We start from the raw sequence: 23,759 nt of genomic DNA, 5'->3' as shown, positions 1-23,759 counted from the left end.
TTAAACTTCCTCCTTTAATTTCCTACAAAGATAGGTATCAACTTCTGAAAGGCTAATCGCCTCTTGTTCACCAGTGTTCATATTTTTTATATTAATTTCATTTTTTTTAATTTCTTCATCGCCTAGAATAGCGACATATTTTGAATGTAGACGGTTAGCCGCTTTAAACTGACCTTTCATCTTCTTATCAAGATAATCACGTTCCGTTGAAAGTCCGGCTTTTCTAAGTTTTTGAACAAGGCCGTTCGAAACTTTTTGCGCTTCCTCCCCCATTGTGACAACATAACAATCAATTGTCTTTTCAATCGGTAATTCTACGCCTTCTGCTTCTAACGCCATTAATAAGCGCTCAATGCTCATGGCAAAGCCAATTCCTGGAGTTGATGGACCACCCATCTCCTCAACTAGGCCATTGTAGCGACCACCACCGCTAAGCGTGGTTATGGCACCAAATCCTTCCGCATCACTCATGATCTCAAATGCAGTGTGGTTGTAATAATCTAACCCGCGAACAAGGCGATCATCGAGAACATAATCAATTCCCATTTGATCGAGCGCTTCTTTTACATTTGCAAAATAAGTTGCTGAGTCTTCGTTTAAGTAATCAATGATTGAAGGCGCAGTTGCCATCAATTCATGGTCACGGTCCTTTTTACAATCAAGAATACGAAGAGGATTTTTTTCAAGACGACTTTGACAATCGCTACAAAACTCTCCGATTCTCGGTTCAAAGTGATCCACTAGTGATTTACGATGAGCTTCACGACTTTCTTTATCACCAAGACTATTTAAGTAAAGCTTAAGCTTTTTTAACCCTAATTCCTGATAAAGTCCCATCGCAAGGGCAATAACTTCAGCATCAATGGAAGGATCGTTACTACCAAGCGCCTCAATACCAAACTGAACAAATTGTCTCATTCTACCTGATTGTGGGCGTTCATATCGAAACATCGGACCAATGTAATACAGTTTAACCGGCTGCTCAGGTAAACCGTACATTTTATTATTAACATAAGCACGAACGGCTGAAGCAGTGCCCTCAGGACGAAGTGTTAAACTACGATTTCCTCGATCTTCAAATGTGTACATTTCTTTTTGGACGATATCTGTTGTATCACCTACTCCGCGTTGAAATAACTCGGTATGTTCAAAGATTGGTGTGCGAAGTTCATGATAATTGTATCTACGGCAAATATCTCTCGCCTTATTTTCAATGTATTGCCATAACTCTGATGTACCAGGAACAATATCCTGAGTACCCCTAGGAATTTGAAAACTCATTCTTTATCCTCCTTTAATCACCAGTAAGAAGCTTTCCACTGCGAAACTGAACGAGTGGTACCTTTTTTGGATACAAAAAAACTCCCATCCCTGAATCGAAATTCAGGGACGAGAGTTACCCGCGGTGCCACCCTAATGGAAGGACGTATCCTTCCGCTTGAAACAGTTAACGCCTGTCTACGTCGCCCCCTACTGAGTTAACTGTTCGGAGGCGATCCTTGGAAGTGTCTTTCAAAAAAGCGGTATCGAGAAATGCTCTCAGCCTAACGGCATTTCCTCTCTGCTCAACCCGGTATTTTTTTACTTTTCTTCCTCAACGGAGCTTCGTATCGATTTACTGAATTGTTTTCTATCATACGAGTCAGCCTTTTTTTTGTCAAGGGGATTCCTTGTGTTAACGTTTCATTTTTTGTTTCATGATCTTTACACTTTTTAGAGACAGCCCAAATTCTTCCGCGAGTTCCATATTTGACAAACACTGCTCTTTTTGTAGAAAATCATGAAAGTCGACCCCAAATTCCGGTTGCGACATGTTGTAGCTCATCATTTCTTTATTTGTCGATCGCATGAAAGCTCACCCTCTTCGTGTAGTATTTTCTTAGTTTCACCAAAAAGTAAAGGTTTTACAACTAAACGAAGGAATCTTTTCATCCGATAAAGAAATTATCTAAGCTAAGATTTATTGAAAGGAGATTTCCATTGAAAAGATTGATTTTTATTCTGAGCTTATTACTAATAGCCCTTTTTATTCCTCATACAGCTTTAGCGGCTACTCGTGCAATTTTTGAACAAACCGTTAATGTGCGCTCAGAACCATCTATTTCGTCCACAATCATTACTCAAGTGCACCAAGGTCACAAAGCAACAATCATTGATAGTCAAGATAATTGGCTATATGTAGAACTTCCTACCGGGAAAAAAGGTTGGGTAGCCAGCAGGTTCGCAACGTTAATGACTGATTCACAGACCGAACAAACCATTCGATCCACCGTAGCTGATTTACAAGTACGAGCTGGTTCAGGAAAAGAGCACAAAATTATCGGGAGTATTTCCCAAGAAAGCGAATGGAACGTGTTAAAGATCGATGGTGATTGGATTTCAATCGATTACAACGGTCAAACAGGTTGGGTGGCTTCATGGTTAGTAAATTCAACAACACAAGATAATGCAAACAATTCCAGTATAAAAAAAGAAGTCATCACACGACTATTAAATGTTCGAGAAATGCCTGGGACAGAAAACCGCATTTTATCTCAGCTTCCTTCAGGTTCTGTCGTTGAAGAAATCAAAACACAAAACAATTGGAGTTATATTCGATATGAAAACGGACAATTAGGATGGGTGGATACTACATATTTACAAAACACGAATAAGAAGGAAGAGGCAGGCTTTGTGACGATTTTATACCACGCAACAAACCTTAGAAGCGGACCTGCCTTAAGCAATGACGTCATCAAGCAAGCGTCGGTCCAGGAGCGCTATCAAATAGATGGAAAAGAAGGTGAATGGTATCGTATACTCCTTGATGATGGCCGTTCAGCTTACGTAGCAGATTGGGTCGTTTCAACTGCCTCAAGGCTTTCCACTTCTCCCAAGTTAAAGTCAGGAAAAACAGTCGTACTAGATGCTGGACACGGCGGTTTTGATAGCGGAGCTTTAGGAATTACTACGCTTGAGAAAATCATTACTCTCAAAACAACGAACACAATTGCTGAGAAATTAAAAAACGCAGGTGTAGAAGTGATTCTAACAAGAGAAGATGATACATTTATCTCACTTGCACAACGAACTATAATTTCTGAGCAACACCAGGCAGATGCTTTTGTCAGCATTCATTTCGACAGCACTGTCGATCCAACGGCAAATGGCACAACGACTTATTACTATGAGGAAGCGGATATGCCACTTGCCTCATCCATTCATGCTGAGATTGGCGACGATACTTCTCTACGAGATCGCGGCATACGTTTTGGCAATTACTATGTCCTTCGAAATAATCAACAGCCTTCCGTTCTACTAGAACTTGGATTTCTTTCCAACCCATGGGAAGAGCAATTAGTGAACAAGTCGACTTATCAAAATAACATTACGAATGAAATTTCTAATGGAATTCTTGCATTTTTACAATAATCTTCCTAAAAACATTTAAACATGAAGAAGTAACAAAATAAAAGCCGCGTCCAAAAGGATCGCGGCTTTTACCTATTCTTTACTTTCAATCACTAGGGTAACAGGCCCATCATTCGTAAGCTGAACATCCATCATTTCACCGAATATTCCAGTCTGTACGTCGAGATCTTCTTTTCTAAGTAGCTCATTGAACTTCTCATATAGAACGGCTGCTTCAGAAGGCTTTGCTGCTTTCATAAAGTTCGGACGCCTTCCTTTACGGCAATCTCCATACAAAGTGAACTGTGAAATCGAAAGAATGGCACCGCCTTTATCTTTAACAGATAAATTCATACGATCACTGTCATCTTCAAATATGCGTAGATTGGCAATCTTTGAAGCAAGATATGCCGCATCCTCCTTTGTGTCTTCGTGAGTGACCCCCAGAAGGACGACAAGACCCGAATCAATCTTACCTGTCGTCTCTCCGTTCACGGTGACTGATGCATACTTGGAACGTTGTATAACGGCTTTCATGAAGAACTTCCTTTCTACTTTACTGCATAATCCTACGCACAGCATAGATATCTGGAATTCGCTTCACACGCTCAACGACTTTCTGAAGGTGAGCGGTATTCCTAATAGAAACAGTCATGCTAATCGTAGCCATTTTATTGTTATCCGATCGACCCGAAACGGATGTCATATCCGTTTTGGTTTCAGCGACGGCCTGCAGGACTTCATTTAAAAGACCACGTCGATCAAAACCACTGATTTCAATATCAACGTTATAACTTTTAGGAGAGTCGCTTTCCCATTCAACTTCAAGAAGACGCTCTTGAGCGTTATCTTCATTCACATTCGGACAGTCTTTTCTGTGAATGGAAACACCTCTTCCTTTCGTAATGTAACCGACAATATCATCACCCGGAACAGGGTTACAGCATCGCGAAAGACGAATTAACAGGTTATCAATTCCTTTTACGCGCACTCCTGACTCCGCTCGTTTTAGCGGTTTAGAAGGTGAGTGCGTTTTCCCCTCAATAATGGATTTTGCAAGCTCTTCTTCCTGCTCTTTCGTTCGTTCCTTACGCGCTTTATCGGTTAATCTTGTTGCAATTTGAGCGGCCGTAATACCACCATACCCGACTGCGGCATACATATCTTCTTCACTTGTAAAATTAAATTTCTTCGAGACATTCGCAATGTTATCTGAAGTCAGGACGGCTTTTAATTCAAAGCCATGATTTTTTATTTCCTTTTCAACTAGCTCCCGGCCTTTCACTACATTTTCTTCACGCTTTTCTTTCTTAAACCACTGCTTAATTTTGTTCTTAGCGTGAGAACTTTGACTAATTTTCAGCCAGTCTTTACTAGGACCATATGAGTGTTTCGATGTTAGGACTTCCACAATATCCCCGGTCTTTAATCGATGATCAAGCGGGACCATTTTGCCATTTACTTTTGCGCCAATGCAATGATTCCCAATTTCCGTATGAATCCGATATGCGAAGTCTAGTGGAACTGATCCTGTCGGCAATTCAAACACATCGCCTTTAGGGGTAAAAACAAAAACCATATCGCTAAACAAGTCAATTTTAAGAGACTCCATAAACTCTTCAGCGTTTGAAACGTCATTTTGCCATTCAAGAATTTGCCTGAACCAAGAAAGCTTTTTCTCAAAAGAACTATTCACTTGATTTTGATCGCCTTCTTTATAAGCCCAATGCGCGGCAATCCCGTATTCAGCAACTTTGTGCATATCAGACGTTCGAATCTGCACCTCAAGCGGATCACCTTTTGGACCAATCACCGTCGTATGAAGCGACTGATACATATTCGCTTTTGGCATTGCAATATAATCTTTGAATCGACCAGGCATTGGCTTCCAGCAAGTATGAATAATGCCAAGAACGGCATAACAATCCTTAATGCTATTTACAACAATGCGGACAGCCAGTAAATCATAAATTTCATTGAATTGCTTATGCTGCTTTGCCATCTTTCGATAAATGCTATAAATGTGCTTCGGGCGCCCAGAAATTTCAGCATCGATCGATACTTCTTTGACACGTTCTTGAATTTCATCCACTACTTCATGTACAAATCCTTCACGTTCGGCTCGTTTCTTCTGCATTAAATTCACAATGCGATAATATTGCTGTGGATTTAAATAACGAAGCGCTGTATCCTCGAGTTCCCACTTAATCGTGGAAATACCAAGACGATGCGCAAGAGGCGCAAAAATTTCTAAGGTCTCATTTGCCTTTTGCATTTGTTTTTCTTTTGGCATGTGCTTCAACGTTCGCATATTATGAAGACGGTCTGCCAGTTTAATGAGAATACACCTAATATCCTGAGCCATAGCAATCATCATTTTTCGATGATTCTCTGCTTGCTGCTCGCGCTTTGATTTATATTTAATTTTCTTCAGTTTTGTTACGCCATCTACAAGCATAGCGAGTTCAGGACTGAATTCATCAGATATTTGCTCAAGCGTTACGTCGGTGTCTTCGACGACATCATGAAGAAAGCCCCCTGCAACTGTGACGGGGTCCACTTCAAGATTCACAAGAATGCCAGCAACCTCAATAGGATGAATAATATAGGGTTCACCCGATTTACGGTACTGGCCTTCATGTGCGTTTCGCGCGTATTCATATGCTCTATTAAGATAGGAGAGATCGTCTTCAGACAAATACTGCTCCGCTCTTTCCATCACTTCTTCTATCGTCATCAAATCACCTTGATTACTGTTGGTATATTGCTTCTATTATCGTTAAAAAAAGGCAGCATGTAAAGAGATTAAGAGAAAAATGTCGTTTTTCCTAATGAGTAACGACCAGATTACCTTGATAATGGTTCATAAAGAGAAAGAGCGTCCGGCAATTCGGACACTCCATTCTTTAGTATGTCATTAATGTAAAGATATCATGACGATCAAGATTTTTACGACCTTCGAGGTATGAAAGCTCAATCATGAAAGCAAGTCCTACAACGACTCCTCCAAGCATTTCTACCAGTTCAATTGTCGCGTTGATCGTGCCGCCGGTAGCAAGTAAATCGTCCGTAATCAATACTCTTTGTCCTGGTTTAATAGCGTCCTTATGAATCGTTAGGACGTCTTTACCGTATTCGAGACCGTAGTCAACTTTTGCTACTTCACGCGGAAGTTTTCCTTCTTTTCGTACTGGTACAAAACCAATGCCGAGAATATAAGCTACAGGACATCCCACGATAAACCCTCGTGCTTCTGGTCCAACAATAACATCGATATCTTTATCTTTAGCGAAGTCCGCTATGTCATTTACGACAGCACTGTAAGCTTCTCCATTTTGCATGAGGGGTGTAATGTCTTTAAAACGAATCCCCTCTTTTGGATAATCTTCAACTACTGCAATATAATCTTTGTAATTCATTTACTTTATGGCCTCCTCAGTGCTATTGAAACAATTAACTGATTGATCGAACCAACTTTTCAAAGCATGATAGGAGGAATAGCAAAAATCGTTTTCGAGCTTTGCTTTTTCAAGCTTACTCCTATACGTTTTAGAAGAAGTTAATTCAGTTTTGACAGATTGTGGATTTAGAGAAATCAGTCCATTATCCATTGTAACAAAATCTAGCTCAAAAAACACCTCTGACATAAAAGGCACCGTTTCTTTTGACCACCCTTTATGTTTAGCGAGCTTTTCTGCGTCTCGTAAATGGAAGCTTCCTTTTTTCATTAAAAAAGCATAATACCATTTGAAATCCTCACGTGATGGTAAAGTTGAGAAAAAATGATCTTCCTCATGCTCAAATACCACATAAGTTCGATCTGGTATACCGCCTGAGCGAAAAAGGTTCACAAGGTCTTCTTCTAAATCAGGTAGATCAAGCAACATGACATACTTTTGATCAAACGAAACGTTTCTATCTGATGGATCAGTAATGACGTATTCTTTCCATTTTTCTAGGCCTAGTTTTGAGATCGTATTGCTCTGAAAAGCTACCATCACTAACTTATCTAGCGGCAAAGTTTCCAGACGTTTCTTTAAATCACGTATGCCTCTGTAATCAAAAAGCTGCCACTCATTAACTGCGATATCTTTCACGAAAATTTGTGGCTTTCGAAGCCCATTCCATTCGTTGACAGAGAGCTGACCAATGACACTCACCGCTGCCCTTGATGCAATTTCTTCAAAAGCATAGCCAAAATGGAATCCTACGCCATCAAGCGTTGTACCATTTTCCTCAAGACCTACCTTAAGATGATTGTCCTGACTACCTATTCTTCTGATTTGAGATAAATGAACGTCCTTGAGCATAACAACTGGCTTTGGATTGCTCACACCAAAGGGAGCAAGAAGATTCATCTCTTCAATCGTTTCGAGCGTTACATCTTCTACGCGACAATGAAGATCCACTTTTGTAAGCGGAGTTAGATCTTCTTCCGTTAACTTCTCTATAGCCAGGTTATTCAATCTAGTGCGCAGTTGCTCCAAGTAATCCAAATCAATCGTCATCCCGGCTGCCATTGGGTGACCCCCGAAATGTGGAAGAATATCTCTACATTCAGATAAATTCGCAAACATATCGAATGCCTCAATACTACGTGCGGAGCCTTTTGCCACACCTTTCTCTCGGTCAATACTCATCACAATCGTTGGACGGTAATATTTCTCAACAAGTCGAGAAGCGACAATTCCAATTACCCCTGCATTCCATCCTTCTTTCGCAATAATCAAGACGCGATTGCTTTCATCACTTATATAATTTGTTTCAACTTCTTCAATCGCTTCTTTCGTCATTGTGTTTACAAGCTCTTGACGGTTTTTATTCAGAGCATCAATATCAGAAGCAAGTTGCTCTGCTAGTAACGGATCATCTGTTGTAAGCAGTTCAACAGCAGGATCTGCACTATCTAAACGTCCTGCAGCATTTAATCTTGGTCCTATTCCAAAACCAAGATGCTCTTCGTTTAATTCCTGATCTTTCAAGCCACATACATCTAAGAGCGCTTTAATGCCGGGTTTATTAGAATTTTGAAGTGCTCGTATTCCTTCACTTGCTAGAAGACGATTCTCATCTTGAAGCGGAACTAAATCTGCTATAGTACCCATTGCTGCAATCTCAAGTAAATGTCCTGGAATCCGACCAAGTAAGGCCTGTGATAATTTAAACGCAACGCCCACACCTGCAAGTCCTTTAAAGGGGTAAGTGCATCCCGGTTTCTTGGGATTAATCGTCGCATAAGCATCAGGAAGTACAGGAGGTGGCTCGTGATGATCTGTAATAATGAGATCAACACCGATTTCCTTTGCAACTTCTGCCTCATGGACACCAGAAATACCAGTATCAACCGTTACAATGAGATGATAACCATCTTCCTTCGCCTGCCTAAAGGCCGCTTCATTTGGTCCATATCCTTCTGTAAAGCGATTTGGAATATAATAATCGAAGGTTGCACCAAGCTCTCGTAACGTATAAACCAGGATGGTTGTACTACTAACTCCATCCGCATCATAATCCCCAAATATTAGAATTCGCTCATTCGACACGATGGCTTGTTGAATTCTTTCAACCGCTTCCTTCATTCCACTCATGAGGAACGGGTCATGATAGGCTAAATTCTCTTTATATAAAAACCTTCTAGCTTCCTCTTCTCCACTAATACCTCGATTCACTAAAAGCGAAGCAGCAAGTCGAGAAATTCCTAGTTCACTCTGGAGCCGATCAATGTTTGTTTCATCTGTTTCAGCAAGTTTCCAGCGCGTTTTAGATCTTAACATCGAATCACCTCTTAACCTGTTCATTATATATAGTTTACATAGGTTTGACTATAGTTCAAGGAGAGGAATCTTGCTTAATGATTTCTCTTCACTAAAAAAAGCCCCGATCTCACTCAGGGCTATTTCGTTACTCTCCATCCGTACCTGTACCTTCATCCATCGCTTCTCCGTCAAGTGGCGTATGCACTGATTTGGTTTCAGTAGCGATCGGCTCAGATTTTAATTTCTCATTTTCTTTTTGTAACTTTTTAAGCTCTCTCTTCAGTTTATAATATTTGACCATCCCAAAACCAAGAACAAGTATGGCTCCCATTAGTACCGATCCTAAAATAACCAGAACGAGCGGCCAATCCGATGTACCAAATACGTAATTCACTTGAACTGGATCAACATTCACAACTGAAAAAACAGCAATAATCAGGGCAAATAAAAGTGCTACGACTAATCCCCATTGTCCTTTCAACTTAATCTACCTCCTCTACTCCAATACCTATTCCATTACTCACTCTTTTTTTCCTTCGGTTCAAAAGGATTGATATGAACTAATACGTCATGAACCTCATCCTCTTCAAGAAGGCGTTCTTTCACCGCTTTACCGATATCGTGACCTTCTTTAACGGAAATTTCTGGGTCCACGCCTAACTTCATATCAATAATAACATAGTGCCCATGCTCTCTAGCATAAAACTCATCAAGGTTCACAACGCCTGGCATTCTAATAATCAGTTCTTTATACTCAATTGTATCTTCCTCATGCAACACATGATCAAGCGTCGTATGAATCGATTCAAAACCAAGTTTAACAGCCATTTTTGCAATCAGCACGGATACAAATATCCCTGCAATAGGATCCGCATAAATTAACCATGGTAAGTTAAGCCTGCTTCCTAAAATTGCTCCCGCAATCCCGATTAAAACAGCAATTGAAGAATAGACATCAGAACGATGTTCGTATGCATTTACGATAAGTGCATCACTTTTTATCTTTTTACCCAATCGGTACTTATATTGAAACATCACTTCTTTTACTATGATTGAAATCAAAGCACCATATAGTGCAAGCGTTCCTGGAGCTTCAATCGGATTGAAAATAGCTTTTCCAGAACTAATGCCAATTTCTACTCCGACCAATAATAATAAAACCGCTACGATAATTGCTGCGATCGATTCCGCCTTCCCATGACCATAAGGATGATCTTTATCTGGCGGCAGTTTCGCTGCGCGCAATCCTACAAAAACAGCAAATGATCCAGCCACGTCTGAAGCCGAGTGTGCCGCATCGGCAATAAGGGCTCGACTGTTGGAGATTGAGCCAATAACCCCTTTTAACACAGCTAGAATAATATTTCCTAGAATTCCAACAATCGCTGCAATTTCTGCTTTACGAAACCGTTCTTCCTTATTCATTTCTCCACCTCTTACAATTCCAATTCATTATCAATATAGCTTTTCCCGTATTTGAAAATCTCACACCCCGCTTTTGACACGCAAAAGCCATGGCTTAGCCATGGCTTTTCTTCTAAAGGTGTCCCACCTCTCAAACTTCAGTTTCAGCAGGAGTAAACTTTTTCTTTTTTAATTGCTTCCCTTTCCATACTGCCCATAGTTGAGAAGCAATAAAGAGAGAGGAATAAGTACCTGCAACGAGACCAATCAATAGCGCAATTGCAAATGGTCTAATTGCTTCCCCTCCAAAGATTGTTAAGGCCGCTGCCGCAAAGACAACCGTAAGGACGGTATTGATCGAACGAGCAAGCGTTTGAACAAGACTTTTATTCACGACACGTGCTACATCTTCAAACGTCTTCACTTTCTTCTCGAACTTCATATTTTCACGAATGCGATCGAATGTCACAATCGTGTCGTTAATGGAATAACCAACAATCGTTAGCACTGCCGCAATAAATGTAATATTAACTTCTATCTGCAGAATGCTAAAGACCGCAATGATGAAGAATGCATCATGGAATAGCGCAACAATCGCCGCTACACCTTGAAGCCATTCAAAACGCAGGGCCACATAGATAATAATCCCTACAGATGCGATCGCAAGGGCGATAAATGCATTTTTTGCTAAATCTACTGCTACATCTGGAGAAACGGTACTAATACTTGGTTCAACAGAGTAAAGTTCTGTGAAATGATTTTTAATTTCTGCAATTTCGTCTTTTCCAAGCTCATCTTTGAAGGCGGCTACTGCCATTTCACCACCACCTGCAAGCGTGACGGACTCAGGGTCAAACCCAAGCTCCTCGAATTTTTTGCTTACTTCTTCAGTTGTTAGCTTACTATCTGATTGAAGATCTACTCGAGAACCACTTGAAAAATCAATGCCAAGATTCAATCCAAAGATCGCAATTGCTAACCCACCAAGAACGATCAAAGCAAGTGAAATCGCAAAAAATTTATTCCGATGTTTGACAAAATCAAACTTGGTATCTCTTACTTTAGAGCTCATCGATTTCACTCTCCTTTACGCCAAAAAGTCCGGGCTTTTTATTCAGTGCCCTGCTCTTGACCCATAGGCCGAGAAGAATTCGCGAACCCCAAACGGCAGTCAAAAAGCTAACGACGATACTCGTGATTAACATTACTGCAAATCCTTTTACTGAGCTTGTTCCATAAGCAAATAAAACACTGGCAGCAATTAAAGTTGTAATATTCGCATCAAAAATCGTTGTAAAGGAACGTCTTCCCCCAGCTTTGAAGGCGGACATGACCGATTTACCTGAACGAATCTCTTCTTTAATTCGTTCATACGTAATTATATTCGCATCAACCGCCATACCTACCCCGAGAATAAGGGCAGCAATACCAGGGAGAGTTAATACTGCGTTCATCCAATTAAAGACAACAAGAATCAAATAGATATACGTAGTTAATGTAATCACCGCAATTACCCCTGGTAAACGGTAATAAAATAGCATAAATAGGAAAATTAACCCAACTCCAATAAATCCTGCAATAACCGTTTTATCAAGAGACTGTTCGCCGAACTGTGCACCAACTGAAGTTGAATAAATCTCTTCTAGTTGAACCGGTAAAGAACCTGCGTTTAAAAGCTCTTTTAGGTTTTCAGCTTCTTCAAGTTGGAAAGGTGGCCCTGAAATGACTACAGTATTTTGAGAAAGGACCTGGTTGACAGCTGGATCGGAAATGAATTTTTGTTCATCAGCCGGCTTTGTCACTTCTTCTTTATAAGAATCGCCTTCCTCATAATCAAGCCAGATCACTAGTCGATTATCCGGCTGGGGCAATTGACTAAGGTCTCGCGTAATATTTGCGAATTTCTCAGGATCCTTTAGGGTTACTTGAACGACGGGTTGGTTATTATCAAAAACAACCTTTGCCGCTCCTTCTTTCAGATCAGCACCGCTCATCTTCTCCTCATCGTCCGTTGTGCGGAATGTTAGCTCCGCCTGTGTAGACAGAAGTTCACGAGCCTGATTCTGATCTTTCACCCCAGCAAGCTGCACGCGAATTCGATCTTCGCCTTCGATCGTAATACGAGGTTCTGAAACCCCTAGTACGTTAATACGCTTGTACAGGGCACTTACTGTACTGTTTAATAAATCCTGACTAAGTTCCTGGCCTTCTTGAGCAGGTTCTACTTCATAAAGGACTTCAAACCCACCTTGCAGGTCAAGACCTAGTTTAATGTCTTTTGTTACACCCATGACGGTTGTTCCAATCAATCCGCCAAGCAAAAGGACGATCAGAAAAAACGCTACGATCCTGCCTTTTTTCACCATAAAAAAACTCCTCTCTAAACCCCCAACATTCTTGCTTATGTAAATCACATCTTACACAGTACTAGCTATTATATCGAATGATGAATTTTTCTGTCAATTTCAGTCTTTTTAGGCTTTGCTTTCAAACGTTTTCGTACCTTTATAAGCATGGATTGTTAACCAGTTCATATACTCATTAACTGATAAACGCATAATCTCGTTTACCAACTGGTGTAATTTCATCTCTTCCAACTCATTGTTTCTTTCAAAACGAGCAAGGAGACACTCCCAGATTTCGTCCATAATTGCGCCATTATAACCTAACAATAAAAATTCATCCCGCTTGCTTTCAAGAGCTGGAGATACTTCCTTCTTCCACTCATTCATCTCTCGGTCTCCTTTCTTAGAATCGTTTACATGCCAGAGATCTTAATCGACGACGTGAAAAATGACAGCTCTATTTAAAAAATTGAATAGATTGCTGCTCCTACACCAAGTCCTGCAATAATGACCCCTGTAAGGATGGAAAGAAAAGCATATTTAAAACGGATTGTAAATAGAGCTGCGGCGACACACGCACTGTAAGCTCCTGTCGTCGGAAGAGGGACAGCGGTGAACAAAATAAGTCCAATCGCACCATATTTATCAACGTTCTTACTTTTGCTAATCGTTCGATGATAAAGCCAATCATAAAACCGTTTATACAAGCTAAATCTCATCAACCAGTTACTTAACGGCTGAAACAGAAGAAGCAAAGGAATAATCGGTAACGCATTTCCTAGAAGGCTTAATGAAAAAGCCTTAAGAAAAGAAAAGTCAAAAGTATGAGCAAGAGGGAGTCCGCCCCTCAATTCTAATATTGGAAGTGCAGAGATCACTACGACAATCACTTCCTGAGGTAGAAAACTAAGGTTCTCTACAACAAACTGTTTAATTTCTTCTTTCATTAAAACACTCCTATATGCCTGTCATGCTTTGTCCCCTAATAAGCATATACATAGTGATAAAAAATATCTAGACTTTTCTACAATTTCTCAGGTGTATTCTGGATAGAAAGTAGGGAGTATATGTCAAAGCAAACCTTTCTTAGAGGGACACTGTTTCTCATCTTAGCCGGGTTAATTACGAAAGTCTTAGGTTTTATTAACCGTATTGTGATGGTTCGTGTGATGGGTGAAGAAGGTGTCGGTCTTTATATGATGGCCGTTCCTACTTTAATACTAACAATAACGCTAACACGCATGGGACTTCCTGTTGCGATCTCAAAAATGGTAGCTGAAGCTGATGCAGAAGGTAACCGCCAGAAAATCAAACAAATTTTAATTGTATCGCTTTCGATTACGACTGTGCTTAGCGTTATTTTTACGACGATGATGATCTTTGCAGCTCCATTTTTGTCAAAAGAGGTTTTCACAGATGAGCGCACATTTTATCCGCTTGTGGCTATCGCCCCTGTTGTTTCAATTGTGGCTCTTTCTTCAGTGCTTAGAGGGTATTTCCAGGGATTACAGAACATGAGACCGTCTGCTTATTCACAAGTAATTGAACAAATTGTACGCATTTGTCTCGTTGCAGTTCTTACAGGCGCGTTTCTACCTTATGGTGTCGAATTCGCGGCAGCAGGTGCAATGATTTCCGTAGTGCTTGGAGAACTCGCCTCGCTTCTCTTTATGTTTTCCATGTTTAAAATGAAAAAGCGGATTAAAATAAGAAGTGGATTTTTCAACTATTTAAAAGGCGGGAGAGGGACTTTCAACAGTTTAATGAAGATTTCGCTACCGACAACTGGTAGTCAATTGATAGGATCTCTCTCTTATTTTTTTGAACCGATTATGGTGGCACGAAGCCTTGCCATCGCTGGAGTTGCCACAACGCTTGCCACAAAACAATACGGTCACTTAACTGGTCTTGCTATACCACTGTTGTTTCTACCTACCTTCATCACCTACTCTTTGCAGGTATCACTTGTACCCGCAATTAGTGAAGCACATGCTCAAAAGCAGTATAAACAAATTCAACACCGGTTAAGTCAAGCAATCCGACTATCCATGGTGGCTGGTGGACTTTCGGTAGTCATCACATATATCTTTGCCGTTCCATTAATGGATATCATGTACAACGCCCCTCACGTCGCCATCTATGTACAAGTTATGGCTCCTTTCTTTTTCTTCTATTATTTTCAGGGTCCGCTTGCAGCCGCCCTACAAGCATTAGATTTAGCTAAGGCTGCTATGATCAATAGTTTTATTGGAGCGGGCGTTAAACTACTTGCGATCTTCTTTCTTGCTTCTCGACCTGAGTTAGGCATTATGGGCGCGGCTCTTGCAATTGTAATAGGCATTCTTCTCGTAACTCTTCTCCACTTTGCCACTCTTGTGAAGGCAATTGGTTTTTCTCTTGTTGTAAGTGATTTACTAAAAGGCGTAACATCCATTATAGCAACTGGTTTTGCCGGACATTTTCTTTATCAAACCTTCTCTTCGTCTTCCACCGATCTACTCGGTACGGTCTTAGCTATTTCGGTCACATCAATCATTTATTTTGTCATTTTACTACTGCTTGGACTTATTAATCGACATGATTTAAGAAGAATGCCATTCATTGGGAAATTCATTCACTAATATAATTAAGCCTATTTTAAACTGCATCCATACAGAGAAAAAGTAACCGTGACGGTTACTTTTTCTCATTCTTCAAATCAATAAAAAAACTTCCATTTTTATGGAGGGAACAAAATGAAATCCGCTTTATATCTTTATGCCCAACTTTTCTAAGCTCTTGTCTAAGCCATAGCGCTGTTTTTCCAATTCGCTCAAGATGTTCCTCCTGAACTTTTCCATCAAGGATAAGGGGAAGAGGCATTAAAGTTGCAGGCTCTTCTTGTTTATTATCCTCCTCTTTTTTGATGACCGACAGCTTGCCTGAGGGTTCAAGGATCGCGAACTCAACATCTGAAACAGATGCAATGTTATTCTCTCGCAATTGAACCAGCAAATCATCAAAGTTATATCGCTGTTTTCTCATTTCCGTTTCATCGATTTTACCCCGATCAATTAACACAGAAGGCTTTCCGTCCACGATTTCCCGTACTTTCTCACTTTTAAGTGAAACAAAAGCCATAAGTATTTGTATTAATACAAGCACAACCATTGGAACAATCGTATTAAGCATCGGTGTCTGTGGATCTTCAATTGACATGACGGCAAGCTCTGCAATCATAATAGAAACGACAAAATCAAGAATACTTAGCTGACCAATTTCCCGCTTTCCCATCACTCTAAAAACGAAAATAATCACAAAATATAAAACAAGCGTTCTAAGTATAATGGTTATATATTCCATCCCTGATCCCTCCTTTCAAGCTTCTTTTGTTTAGTTTAACCACGTTTTGTTTCTACATGAGGGAATGTATTGGAAATGTTGTATAGCAAAACTAAAAAACTTCCCTAGTAATAGGGAAGTAAATATCTGAAATAAATGTAGACTGTACTAATAACAAGCGAGATGAAAACGACGGGTAATCCAATTTTGAGAAAAGCAATGAACCTTACTTCTTGGTTGTCTTTTAACGCAAGACCAGCCACCACAACATTAGCAGAAGCTCCAATTAACGTTCCATTCCCACCAAGACATGAACCTAAGGCAAGCGACCACCACAACGGATCAAGGTTCGTCATTCCGTACCCAGAGAATTCTGAAATCACCGGGATCATGGCTGCAACAAATGGAATGTTATCTAAAAAGGCAGAGAGAATACCTGCTCCCCACAAAATAATAAGGGAGGTCTTAGGCAAATCACCTTCAGTATATAAAAGAATCGTCCTGGCAACTTCATCAATAATGCCTACTTCCTCTAATCCACCAATAAGGATAAAAAGACCCATAAAGAAAAATAACGTCACCCATTCAATCGATTCAAAAACTTCTTCCACCTTATGCTCTTTTTGAGTAATCAAAAGTAAAAGAACTGCCCCCGCCATCGCAATATTCGTTAATTCAGTATGTAAGACAGGGTGCAAAAGAAAACCAGTAATTGTCATAAGTAATACGGCTGAAGACTTATAGAGCAAAGGTCCTTTTTTCAAATACTGAGACGCATCGATTTTCAACAATGACTGTCGATACGAATCATCTACGATTAATCCTTTCCGATAAAAAAACAAAAGACCTGTTATGATAACAGCATAAATGACCACAACAATCGGGGCTAAGTTATAAATAAAATCATTAAATTCAAGATGGTCAACTGCCTGACCAATCATAATGTTAGGCGGATCACCGATCAATGTTGCCGTTCCTCCAATATTGGATGATAGGATTACCGTTACTAAAAAGGGCATGCTTGTAACGTTTAAAATTTTCGTTAACGTCAGCGTTATTGGGACAAGTAGAAGAACGGTTGTAACGTTATCTAAAAGGGCAGATCCAACTGCAGTTAAAGTACCTATAACAGCGAGGAGCGGCAAAGGCTTCCCCTGCACCTGTTGGGCAAGCTTAATCGCGATATATTCAAATAGTCCATTTTGACTTGTAATGGAAACCAGTATCATCATAGAAAACAAGAGGGCGATCGTATTCCAATCAACGTGGTTCATAAAAGCTGAATCAGTGGTTGTAATCCCCGCCAGCAACATAAGCAGTCCGCCGCCACATGCGACGATAGCACGATTGATTTTTTCTGTAATGATGCCTATATAAGCAAGAACAAATATGGTGAGCGCAATGATTATGTCCAATCCATACTGCCCCTTCCCTGTCCCGTTTCTAACATCGTATGACGGGCTGTCCGAATTCATGAATAGACTTCTAATTCCTCCGTAGTCGAATAGAATGTACAAACTATCTCGTTTAAGGGGGAGGAAAATGAGATCCAAACACGCATTCTCAAGTATGGGGTCTGGCTTACTTGCGATTATTGTTATTGTGCTTGCGACTAGCGTCCTTTTTTCATTAATTCTTCGCTTCTCTTCGGTATCTGAAAAAGGAATTAGTCCACTCATTATTGTAGCGACTGTGATTGCCTTTTTTATTGGAGGTTTTATTTCTGGAGGCAAAGGGGGGGAACGCGGTTGGCTACTTGGCGGAGGAACAGCTTGTATGTATATCATGCTTCTTTTCCTCATTCAATACTTGGGATATCGCGTAAACATGAACCTCGAGCAGCTACTTTATCATGCTGGTTACGGCCTCATTTGCATTCTTGGAGGAATTATTGGGGTGAATGTTAAAGGTGGCAAGCATCGAGAAGCCTAGAAAAAAGAGCGCCCTCCATAGAGGACGCTCTTCTCAATTACTTGCTATTTTCAGTGATTGATTCACGGATTGCCGCTCGGTCAAACACCATTTTTGTACCGTCAGTTGTGCGGATTGTAATTGTACCTTCGTCCATTGCATCAATAATACCATGCATTCCACCGATGGTTACAACTTTATTCCCTTTTTCTAGGCTTGCTTGCATTTCTTTCGTTTTCTTTTGACGCTTCTGTTGCGGGCGAATCAAAAGGAAATAGAAAATCGCGAACATTAATAGAAGTGGGACTAAATTCATTAACGTAGAACTCATACTCATTTCACCCCTTTCCAGCAGTTACACAATCTATGGATTAAAAGTTTTTCGCATTTGGTTTATTAAACCCATACTGTTCAAAAAACTCAGCCTTAAAGTCTAGAAGACGGTCATCCATAATCGCCTGTCTAACTTGCTTCATCAAGTTTAACAGAAAATAAAGGTTATGGTAAGTCGTTAAGCGAAAGCCATAAGTTTCATTTGATTTTACAAGATGACGAATGTAAGCTCTTGAATAATTCCGGCAAACGTGACAATCACAATTTTCATCAAGGGGACGGAAATCTCGTGCATATTTCGCGTTTCGAACAACAAGACGACCGTTACTTGTCATAAGCGTCCCGTTACGAGCAATCCGCGTTGGAAGAACACAATCGAACATGTCCACTCCTCTAATTGCACCATCAATCAGAGAGTCAGGTGAACCCACTCCCATTAAATAACGCGGTTTGTGAGTTGGAAGATGAGGTGTTGTAAAATCTAACACGCGATTCATCACATCTTTTGGTTCTCCAACAGAAAGACCTCCGATTGCATAACCTGGAAAATCGAGTGAAACAAGATCCTCAGCACTTTGTTTCCTTAAATCTTCGTACTCGCCACCCTGTACAATACCGAACAACCCCTGGATATCTTTCCGTTCATGAGCCGTTAAACAACGTTCTGCCCACCGACTAGTCCGCTCTACAGAACTCTTCATATAATCAAATTCTGCTGGATATGGAGGGCATTCATCAAATGCCATCATAATATCAGAACCTAGTGCATTTTGAATTTCCATTGCGCCTTCAGGAGAAAGAAAAAGCTTCTCACCACTCATATGATTTCGGAAGTGAACACCTTTTTCCTCGATTTGTCTGAGGTCACTTAAGCTAAATACTTGAAAGCCACCAGAATCAGTTAGGATTGGCTGATCCCAGTTCATAAATTTATGAAGACCACCCGCTTCTTTTACAATATCGTGTCCTGGTCGAAGCCAAAGATGATAGGTGTTACTCAAAATAACCCCTGCACCCATTTCTTTCAATTCTTCAGGACTCATTGTTTTAACAGTTGCAAGTGTTCCAACTGGCATAAACATTGGGGTTTCAAACGTTCCATGGGGGGTGTGAAGCTTCCCAAGGCGCGCGCCACTTTGTTTACATGTTTTAATTAATTCATAGCGGATTGGTTCCGTCATTCTTTCGTACTCCCTTCCAAAATCAACATTGCATCACCAAAACTGAAGAATCGGTATTCCTCTTCAACAGCAGTACGATAAGCAGAAAGCACAAAATCTCTTCCCGCAAGGGCGCTTACGAGCATGATCAATGTTGACTGAGGCAGGTGAAAGTTAGTAATCAGTCCATCGATTGCTTTAAACGTATAACCAGGGTAAATAAAGATATCAGTCCAACCTGATGATTCTTCAAAACGGCCGTCATGGGCTGAAGCCACCGTCTCAAGCGTTCTTGTCGAGGTTGTGCCAACTGAAACAATTCGACCTCCATCTTCACGAACTCGATTCAAAAGGTCCGCCGTCCCTTTCGTCAGCTGATAAAATTCCCCATGCATTTCATGTTCAAGAATATTATCGACAGAAACTGGTCGGAATGTACCTAGCCCAACATGTAGCGTGATAAAGGCTATATAAACGCCTTTGTCTTCAAGACGTTGAAGCATTTCTTCTGTAAAATGCAGTCCTGCAGTTGGCGCTGCAGCAGACCCTCTATGCTTGGCAAAAACGGTTTGATAACGATCTTGATCATCAAGCGTTTCTGTAATATATGGAGGTAGTGGCATTTCACCAAGCTGATCGAGGATTTCATAAAAAACCCCTTCGTATTGAAACTCCAGTACACGGCCACCGTGTTCTAAAGACTCTTTGCATACGGCTGTCAAACGGCCATCGCCAAATGAAATTACCGTGCCTGGCTTCACTCGCTTGGCAGGTTTAACAAGCGTTTCCCATTTATCCTCTTCCATTTGCTTAAGCAGGAGAACTTCAATCTTGGCACCAGTTTCCTCTTTTGAACCGTATAGTCTTGCCGGCATCACCCGCGTATCATTCAAGACAAGACAATCGCCAGGATTGATGTATTCCTCCAAATTGGAGAACTCTCTATGCTGAAGCTTTTGCTCTAATGGGTCTAAAACCATCAATCGCGATTTTGTCCGCTCTTTTAACGGGGTTTGCGCGATTAATCTTTCTGGAAGCTCAAAATCAAAATCATTTACGTTCATTTTTTTCACCACTATTTCTAAAAAGTGTTCAACTTTATTGATTTTACCACAGCACTACCGATCCGCGCACCCTTAAGGGGCAGGTCTCCTTCCCCCAGCTTGTAACTGACGGTTGGAAAGCTCCCCCTTATCTGAACTTACCTATAATAAAAAAGAGTAGTGACAGGACAATACTAACGATGATAGAAGTAACGATAGGAAAAAAGAATGTTGTGTTTCCTCTTTTAATTACCACATCACCAGGTAACTTACCGACAAAGGACCACAAGACCCCAATAGCTAAAAAAGCGATACCTAAAACGATAAATAGCTTTGAAATGCCCATCTTTACTTCGGAACCTCCATACCAAAGTGTTCGTATACATGATGCGTCACCATTCGTCCACGCGGCGTGCGCTGTAGAAATCCAATTTGAAGAAGGTAAGGCTCATACACATCTTCAATCGTATGACTTTCTTCTCCAATGGTGGCTGCAATCGTATCAACGCCAACAGGTCCACCACGAAACTTTTCAATAATCGCTAACAGAAGCTTGTGGTCAATATGATCGAGTCCGAGCGGATCCACCTGCATCATCTCTAGCGCTTGTGCAGCAAGCGATGACGAGATGACTCCATCGCCTTTTACTTGAGCGAAATCTCTTACTCGCTTTAACAAACGATTAGCTATTCGCGGTGTTCCGCGAGAGCGACGCGCTAGTTCAACAGCGGCATTCTGATCCATTTCTACATTAAAAATATCAGCTGTTCTCATGATAATCGTTTGTAATTCATCTTCTAGATAATATTCAAGCCTGCTTAAGACACCAAACCTGTCCCGTAAAGGGGCCGTTAATAACCCTGCTCTTGTCGTCGCACCGACAAGTGTAAATGGTGGTAGATCCAGTCGAACGGACCTGGCCGTTTCACCCTTTCCAATCACAATATCCAGGCAATAATCTTCCATTGCGGGATAAAGCACTTCTTCTACGCTTCTTGGAAGACGATGAATTTCATCAATAAATAAAACATCTCCAGGTTCAAGGGCCGTTAAAATAGCTGCTAAATCACCTGGTCGTTCGATGGCAGGACCTGAAGTTGTACGCAAATTTACTTCCATCTCATTAGCAATGATAGCGGAAAGGGTCGTTTTACCGAGGCCTGGAGGACCATATAACAAAACATGATCCAGAGGCTCTTCACGCATTTTTGCCGCTTCAATAAAGACTTCAAGATTTCGCTTGACTTTTTCTTGTCCAATATACTGAGCTAATCGCTGAGGACGGAGGCTATATTCTACGGATGAGTCGTCACCGACTTGTTCTCCAGATAGAATGCGATCTTCCACGTTACTCCCTCCTTATTGCTTCAGCATAAGCTGAAGAGCTTTCTTAATATACTGATCGGTTGTTAGCGTTTCTTCTAACAGTTTTGGTTTAACCTTCTTAATTTCTCGGTCTGCATAGCCAAGTGCTTTCAATGCTTCAAGCGCTTCATCAAGTTCATGAGCTCCTTCTCCTTGCACATCTTCAACTGCAAATAACCCTTCGATTGGAGCTCCAAAACCTTTCAGCTTTCCTTTTAAATCAAGGATAATTTGACGAGCTGTTTTCTTTCCTACTCCAGGAAACTTCGTCAAGAATTTTTCATCTTCCATCTCGATGGCACTAACTACTTTGTCCGGTTCGCCAGTCGCTAAAATAGCAACCGCTCCTTTAGGACCAATCCCTGATACATTTAACAGTTTCTCAAACAAAAGACGCTCTTCTCGGGTTGGGAAACCATAAAGAGCAATAAGATCTTCTCTCACATAATGGTGCGTAAAAATTTGAATCGATTGATTTCGATATTTCTGAAACTCAAACGGATTGCCACAGTAGATTTTATAGCCAATCGAATTGGACTCCACCACAATGTATTCTGTATCAATATATTCAACCGTGCCTTTAATATATTCAATCAAAGCTACTCTCTCCCCTGTACATACGAACGTGTATTTCTATCTCTCCATTCTACCATAAAAACACGAAAGGCGGAGCGTGCCTGTTAAAATCCGCAGGATGTTGGAGCCCATGAGACTGAGACGCTTTTTGTCTCAATCGAAAGGGCGAAACAGCCGGAGGATTTGGCCCGCGTAGCTAGACACGAAAAGCGGAGACGAGCGTTTAGAAACGGAGATATTGGAGCTCTTGAACGAGAACACGTTTTTTGTGTTTTTGTGAAAGAGTGAAATATCGCAGTTTCTGCGAGTCGCAGCTAGACACGAAAAGCGGAGCGGGCCCGTTTAAATCCGCAGGATGTTGGAGCCCTTTCGAATGAGACGCTTTTTGTCTCAATCGAAAGGGCGAAACAGCCGGAGGATTTGGCCCGTGTAGCTAGACACGAAAAGCGGAGACGAGCGTTTAGAAACGGAGATATTGGAGCTCTTGAACGAGAACACGTTTTTTGTGTTTTTGTGAAAGAGTGAAATATCGCAGTTTCTGCGAGTCGCAGCTAGACACGAAAGGTAATAAACTGTTTATTAAGAACAAAAAACCCGTCCTATTGGACAGGTTCGCTTTTGATTTTCGAAAAAGATTGAATCACATCTTCAAACTGATACCATGACTCTACAGGTATACCATCCATAAGTTGTTCTCGCCTTTGACTTTCAAGCTTACCTACATCAATTTGGAAGAACGTTTGAATCACTTTCTCATCGGCAGGGTCACCATCAAAAATGGTAAGAACACCATCCTCCGTTAAACCAAAATGACCATTTTGTTTACTTGCAGGTGAAATGTCTTCAAAATTCCGTTCAAAAACCATTTTTCCTTCTTCCTGATCCACAAGTTGCCAGTCTGCATATTGACTCCAAAAATCCTCCATTGCCCAAATCGTTTCATATACGGATTGTTTTGTTGTCACACCATCAGCATAATTCGTTCGTAGTTCTACTTCAATGACTAACGGCCCTTCTTCTTGTAGAGACTCTGTCGTTACCGTTGCTAAACCGTTATTAGGCTCAAAAGCTTCGGCAGATGTTCCACCAAAAACTAGAAGGAAACCTAACAGAATGAGTGGACAAAGGTTTTTCATATATCTCCAACACCTTTCT

The 23,759-nt window shown here is 40.8% G+C and carries 22 protein-coding genes, 1 pseudogene and 1 other annotated feature; of the genes and pseudogenes, 3 read left to right on the top strand and 20 right to left on the bottom strand.

Annotation, left to right across the window (positions count from 1 at the left end; genetic code table 11):
• Nucleotides 1–1,281: a histidine--tRNA ligase gene (hisS, locus tag PQ578_RS06365; protein WP_273832664.1), complete on the bottom strand. Its 1,281-nt coding sequence runs from the start codon at nucleotides 1,279–1,281 to the stop codon at nucleotides 1–3.
• Nucleotides 1,282–1,382: 101 nt separating this feature from the next.
• Nucleotides 1,383–1,607: a binding site (T-box leader), on the bottom strand.
• Nucleotides 1,608–1,675: 68 nt separating this feature from the next.
• On the bottom strand, nucleotides 1,676–1,849 hold the full coding sequence (locus PQ578_RS06360; protein ID WP_098444369.1) for an RNA polymerase subunit sigma-70: 174 nt from the start codon (nucleotides 1,847–1,849) through the stop codon (nucleotides 1,676–1,678).
• Nucleotides 1,850–1,980: 131 nt separating this feature from the next.
• On the opposite strand from PQ578_RS06360, the gene PQ578_RS06355 reads away from it, so the two are divergent.
• A complete protein-coding gene (locus tag PQ578_RS06355; protein WP_273832663.1) occupies nucleotides 1,981–3,411 on the top strand; it encodes an N-acetylmuramoyl-L-alanine amidase family protein in 1,431 nt (476 codons plus the stop codon).
• Nucleotides 3,412–3,483: 72 nt separating this feature from the next.
• Here the strand turns inward: PQ578_RS06355 and dtd are convergent, their stop codons facing one another.
• The 9 genes and pseudogenes from dtd to PQ578_RS06305 form a co-directional block, all read right to left on the bottom strand.
• Entirely contained in the window at nucleotides 3,484–3,927 is a 444-nt protein-coding gene (gene dtd, locus PQ578_RS06350) for a D-aminoacyl-tRNA deacylase (protein ID WP_273832662.1), read from the bottom strand.
• A 19-nt stretch (nucleotides 3,928–3,946) separates the two neighbouring features.
• Nucleotides 3,947–6,109, bottom strand: coding sequence for a RelA/SpoT family protein (locus tag PQ578_RS06345; RefSeq protein WP_420541535.1), 2,163 nt, complete (start codon nucleotides 6,107–6,109; stop codon nucleotides 3,947–3,949).
• Between the two features lie 187 nt (nucleotides 6,110–6,296).
• Nucleotides 6,297–6,809 carry an adenine phosphoribosyltransferase gene (locus PQ578_RS06340; protein WP_098444373.1) on the bottom strand — a complete coding sequence of 171 codons (513 nt, stop codon included), beginning with the start codon at nucleotides 6,807–6,809 and terminating at the stop codon, nucleotides 6,297–6,299.
• Nucleotides 6,810–9,164, bottom strand: coding sequence for a single-stranded-DNA-specific exonuclease RecJ (gene recJ / locus PQ578_RS06335; protein ID WP_273832659.1), 2,355 nt, complete (start codon nucleotides 9,162–9,164; stop codon nucleotides 6,810–6,812).
• Nucleotides 9,165–9,291: 127 nt separating this feature from the next.
• Nucleotides 9,292–9,627: a LapA family protein gene (locus PQ578_RS06330; protein ID WP_098444375.1), complete on the bottom strand. Its 336-nt coding sequence runs from the start codon at nucleotides 9,625–9,627 to the stop codon at nucleotides 9,292–9,294.
• 35 nt (nucleotides 9,628–9,662) lie between these two features.
• Nucleotides 9,663–10,571 (bottom strand): cation diffusion facilitator family transporter, encoded by a 909-nt coding sequence (locus PQ578_RS06325; RefSeq protein ID WP_224883809.1) that lies wholly within the window; start codon nucleotides 10,569–10,571, stop codon nucleotides 9,663–9,665.
• 130 nt (nucleotides 10,572–10,701) lie between these two features.
• A pseudogene (secDF, locus tag PQ578_RS22390) lies at nucleotides 10,702–12,916 on the bottom strand (protein translocase subunit SecDF).
• A 108-nt stretch (nucleotides 12,917–13,024) separates the two neighbouring features.
• On the bottom strand, nucleotides 13,025–13,282 hold the full coding sequence (locus tag PQ578_RS06310) for a post-transcriptional regulator (RefSeq protein ID WP_273832657.1): 258 nt from the start codon (nucleotides 13,280–13,282) through the stop codon (nucleotides 13,025–13,027).
• Between the two features lie 74 nt (nucleotides 13,283–13,356).
• Nucleotides 13,357–13,842: a COG2426 family protein gene (locus PQ578_RS06305; RefSeq protein WP_273832656.1), complete on the bottom strand. Its 486-nt coding sequence runs from the start codon at nucleotides 13,840–13,842 to the stop codon at nucleotides 13,357–13,359.
• Between the two features lie 120 nt (nucleotides 13,843–13,962).
• Here PQ578_RS06305 and spoVB point away from each other — a divergent pair, with 120 nt between their 5' ends.
• On the top strand, nucleotides 13,963–15,516 hold the full coding sequence (gene spoVB / locus PQ578_RS06300) for a stage V sporulation protein B (RefSeq protein WP_273832655.1): 1,554 nt from the start codon (nucleotides 13,963–13,965) through the stop codon (nucleotides 15,514–15,516).
• Nucleotides 15,517–15,571: 55 nt separating this feature from the next.
• Here the strand turns inward: spoVB and PQ578_RS06295 are convergent, their stop codons facing one another.
• Nucleotides 15,572–16,237, bottom strand: a complete 666-nt coding sequence (locus PQ578_RS06295; RefSeq protein ID WP_273832654.1) for a YetF domain-containing protein — start codon at nucleotides 16,235–16,237, stop codon at nucleotides 15,572–15,574.
• 104 nt (nucleotides 16,238–16,341) lie between these two features.
• A complete protein-coding gene (locus PQ578_RS06290; RefSeq protein WP_273832653.1) occupies nucleotides 16,342–17,631 on the bottom strand; it encodes an ArsB/NhaD family transporter in 1,290 nt (429 codons plus the stop codon).
• Between the two features lie 127 nt (nucleotides 17,632–17,758).
• Here PQ578_RS06290 and PQ578_RS06285 point away from each other — a divergent pair, with 127 nt between their 5' ends.
• Entirely contained in the window at nucleotides 17,759–18,148 is a 390-nt protein-coding gene (locus PQ578_RS06285; protein ID WP_179886254.1) for a TIGR04086 family membrane protein, read from the top strand.
• 37 nt (nucleotides 18,149–18,185) lie between these two features.
• Here the strand turns inward: PQ578_RS06285 and yajC are convergent, their stop codons facing one another.
• The 7 genes from yajC to PQ578_RS06250 all read right to left on the bottom strand — a co-directional run bounded on the left by yajC (nucleotide 18,186) and on the right by PQ578_RS06250 (nucleotide 23,740).
• The gene (gene yajC, locus PQ578_RS06280) at nucleotides 18,186–18,458 is read right to left on the bottom strand and encodes a preprotein translocase subunit YajC (protein WP_098444383.1); all 273 of its coding nucleotides are present in this window, start codon (nucleotides 18,456–18,458) and stop codon (nucleotides 18,186–18,188) included.
• Nucleotides 18,459–18,498: 40 nt separating this feature from the next.
• The gene (tgt, locus tag PQ578_RS06275) at nucleotides 18,499–19,641 is read right to left on the bottom strand and encodes a tRNA guanosine(34) transglycosylase Tgt (protein WP_098444384.1); all 1,143 of its coding nucleotides are present in this window, start codon (nucleotides 19,639–19,641) and stop codon (nucleotides 18,499–18,501) included.
• Entirely contained in the window at nucleotides 19,638–20,684 is a 1,047-nt protein-coding gene (gene queA, locus PQ578_RS06270) for a tRNA preQ1(34) S-adenosylmethionine ribosyltransferase-isomerase QueA (protein WP_273832652.1), read from the bottom strand. Before queA ends, tgt begins: the two co-directional genes overlap by 4 nt.
• A 127-nt stretch (nucleotides 20,685–20,811) precedes the next feature.
• Complete coding sequence (locus tag PQ578_RS06265) at nucleotides 20,812–21,009, bottom strand: DUF2905 domain-containing protein (RefSeq protein ID WP_273832651.1); 198 nt, start codon at nucleotides 21,007–21,009, stop codon at nucleotides 20,812–20,814.
• A gap of 2 nt (nucleotides 21,010–21,011) precedes the next feature.
• The gene (ruvB, locus tag PQ578_RS06260; protein ID WP_098444387.1) at nucleotides 21,012–22,010 is read right to left on the bottom strand and encodes a Holliday junction branch migration DNA helicase RuvB; all 999 of its coding nucleotides are present in this window, start codon (nucleotides 22,008–22,010) and stop codon (nucleotides 21,012–21,014) included.
• A gap of 12 nt (nucleotides 22,011–22,022) precedes the next feature.
• The gene (gene ruvA / locus PQ578_RS06255) at nucleotides 22,023–22,625 is read right to left on the bottom strand and encodes a Holliday junction branch migration protein RuvA (protein WP_273832650.1); all 603 of its coding nucleotides are present in this window, start codon (nucleotides 22,623–22,625) and stop codon (nucleotides 22,023–22,025) included.
• Nucleotides 22,626–23,203: 578 nt separating this feature from the next.
• Entirely contained in the window at nucleotides 23,204–23,740 is a 537-nt protein-coding gene (locus PQ578_RS06250) for a BofC C-terminal domain-containing protein (protein WP_273832649.1), read from the bottom strand.
• Between the last annotated feature and the right edge of the window lie 19 nt (nucleotides 23,741–23,759).

The organism is Guptibacillus sedimenti, assembly GCF_028610665.1.
Taxonomy (GTDB): Bacteria; Bacillota; Bacilli; order Bacillales; family Guptibacillaceae; genus Guptibacillus; species Guptibacillus sedimenti.
Note: the sequence above shows the minus strand (reverse complement) of the source record. Positions and strands in the feature narration are given on the sequence as shown.

Coding starts and splice junctions, on each gene's coding strand:
- PQ578_RS06325 (WP_224883809.1), bottom strand. CDS start 10,571: ATGAATAAGGAAGAACGGTTTCGTAAAGCAGAAATTGCAGCGATTGTT.
- PQ578_RS06265 (WP_273832651.1), bottom strand. CDS start 21,009: ATGGGCATTTCAAAGCTATTTATCGTTTTAGGTATCGCTTTTTTAGCT.
- dtd (WP_273832662.1), bottom strand. CDS start 3,927: ATGAAAGCCGTTATACAACGTTCCAAGTATGCATCAGTCACCGTGAAC.
- recJ (WP_273832659.1), bottom strand. CDS start 9,164: ATGTTAAGATCTAAAACGCGCTGGAAACTTGCTGAAACAGATGAAACA.
- PQ578_RS06360 (WP_098444369.1), bottom strand. CDS start 1,849: ATGCGATCGACAAATAAAGAAATGATGAGCTACAACATGTCGCAACCG.
- tgt (WP_098444384.1), bottom strand. CDS start 19,641: ATGACGGAACCAATCCGCTATGAATTAATTAAAACATGTAAACAAAGT.
- PQ578_RS06285 (WP_179886254.1), top strand. CDS start 17,759: ATGAGATCCAAACACGCATTCTCAAGTATGGGGTCTGGCTTACTTGCG.
- PQ578_RS06250 (WP_273832649.1), bottom strand. CDS start 23,740: ATGAAAAACCTTTGTCCACTCATTCTGTTAGGTTTCCTTCTAGTTTTT.
- yajC (WP_098444383.1), bottom strand. CDS start 18,458: ATGAGTTCTACGTTAATGAATTTAGTCCCACTTCTATTAATGTTCGCG.
- spoVB (WP_273832655.1), top strand. CDS start 13,963: ATGTCAAAGCAAACCTTTCTTAGAGGGACACTGTTTCTCATCTTAGCC.
- PQ578_RS06310 (WP_273832657.1), bottom strand. CDS start 13,282: ATGAATGAGTGGAAGAAGGAAGTATCTCCAGCTCTTGAAAGCAAGCGG.
- hisS (WP_273832664.1), bottom strand. CDS start 1,281: ATGAGTTTTCAAATTCCTAGGGGTACTCAGGATATTGTTCCTGGTACA.
- PQ578_RS06305 (WP_273832656.1), bottom strand. CDS start 13,842: ATGAAAGAAGAAATTAAACAGTTTGTTGTAGAGAACCTTAGTTTTCTA.
- PQ578_RS06340 (WP_098444373.1), bottom strand. CDS start 6,809: ATGAATTACAAAGATTATATTGCAGTAGTTGAAGATTATCCAAAAGAG.
- queA (WP_273832652.1), bottom strand. CDS start 20,684: ATGAACGTAAATGATTTTGATTTTGAGCTTCCAGAAAGATTAATCGCG.
- PQ578_RS06345 (WP_420541535.1), bottom strand. CDS start 6,109: ATGGAAAGAGCGGAGCAGTATTTGTCTGAAGACGATCTCTCCTATCTT.
- PQ578_RS06295 (WP_273832654.1), bottom strand. CDS start 16,237: ATGGAATATATAACCATTATACTTAGAACGCTTGTTTTATATTTTGTG.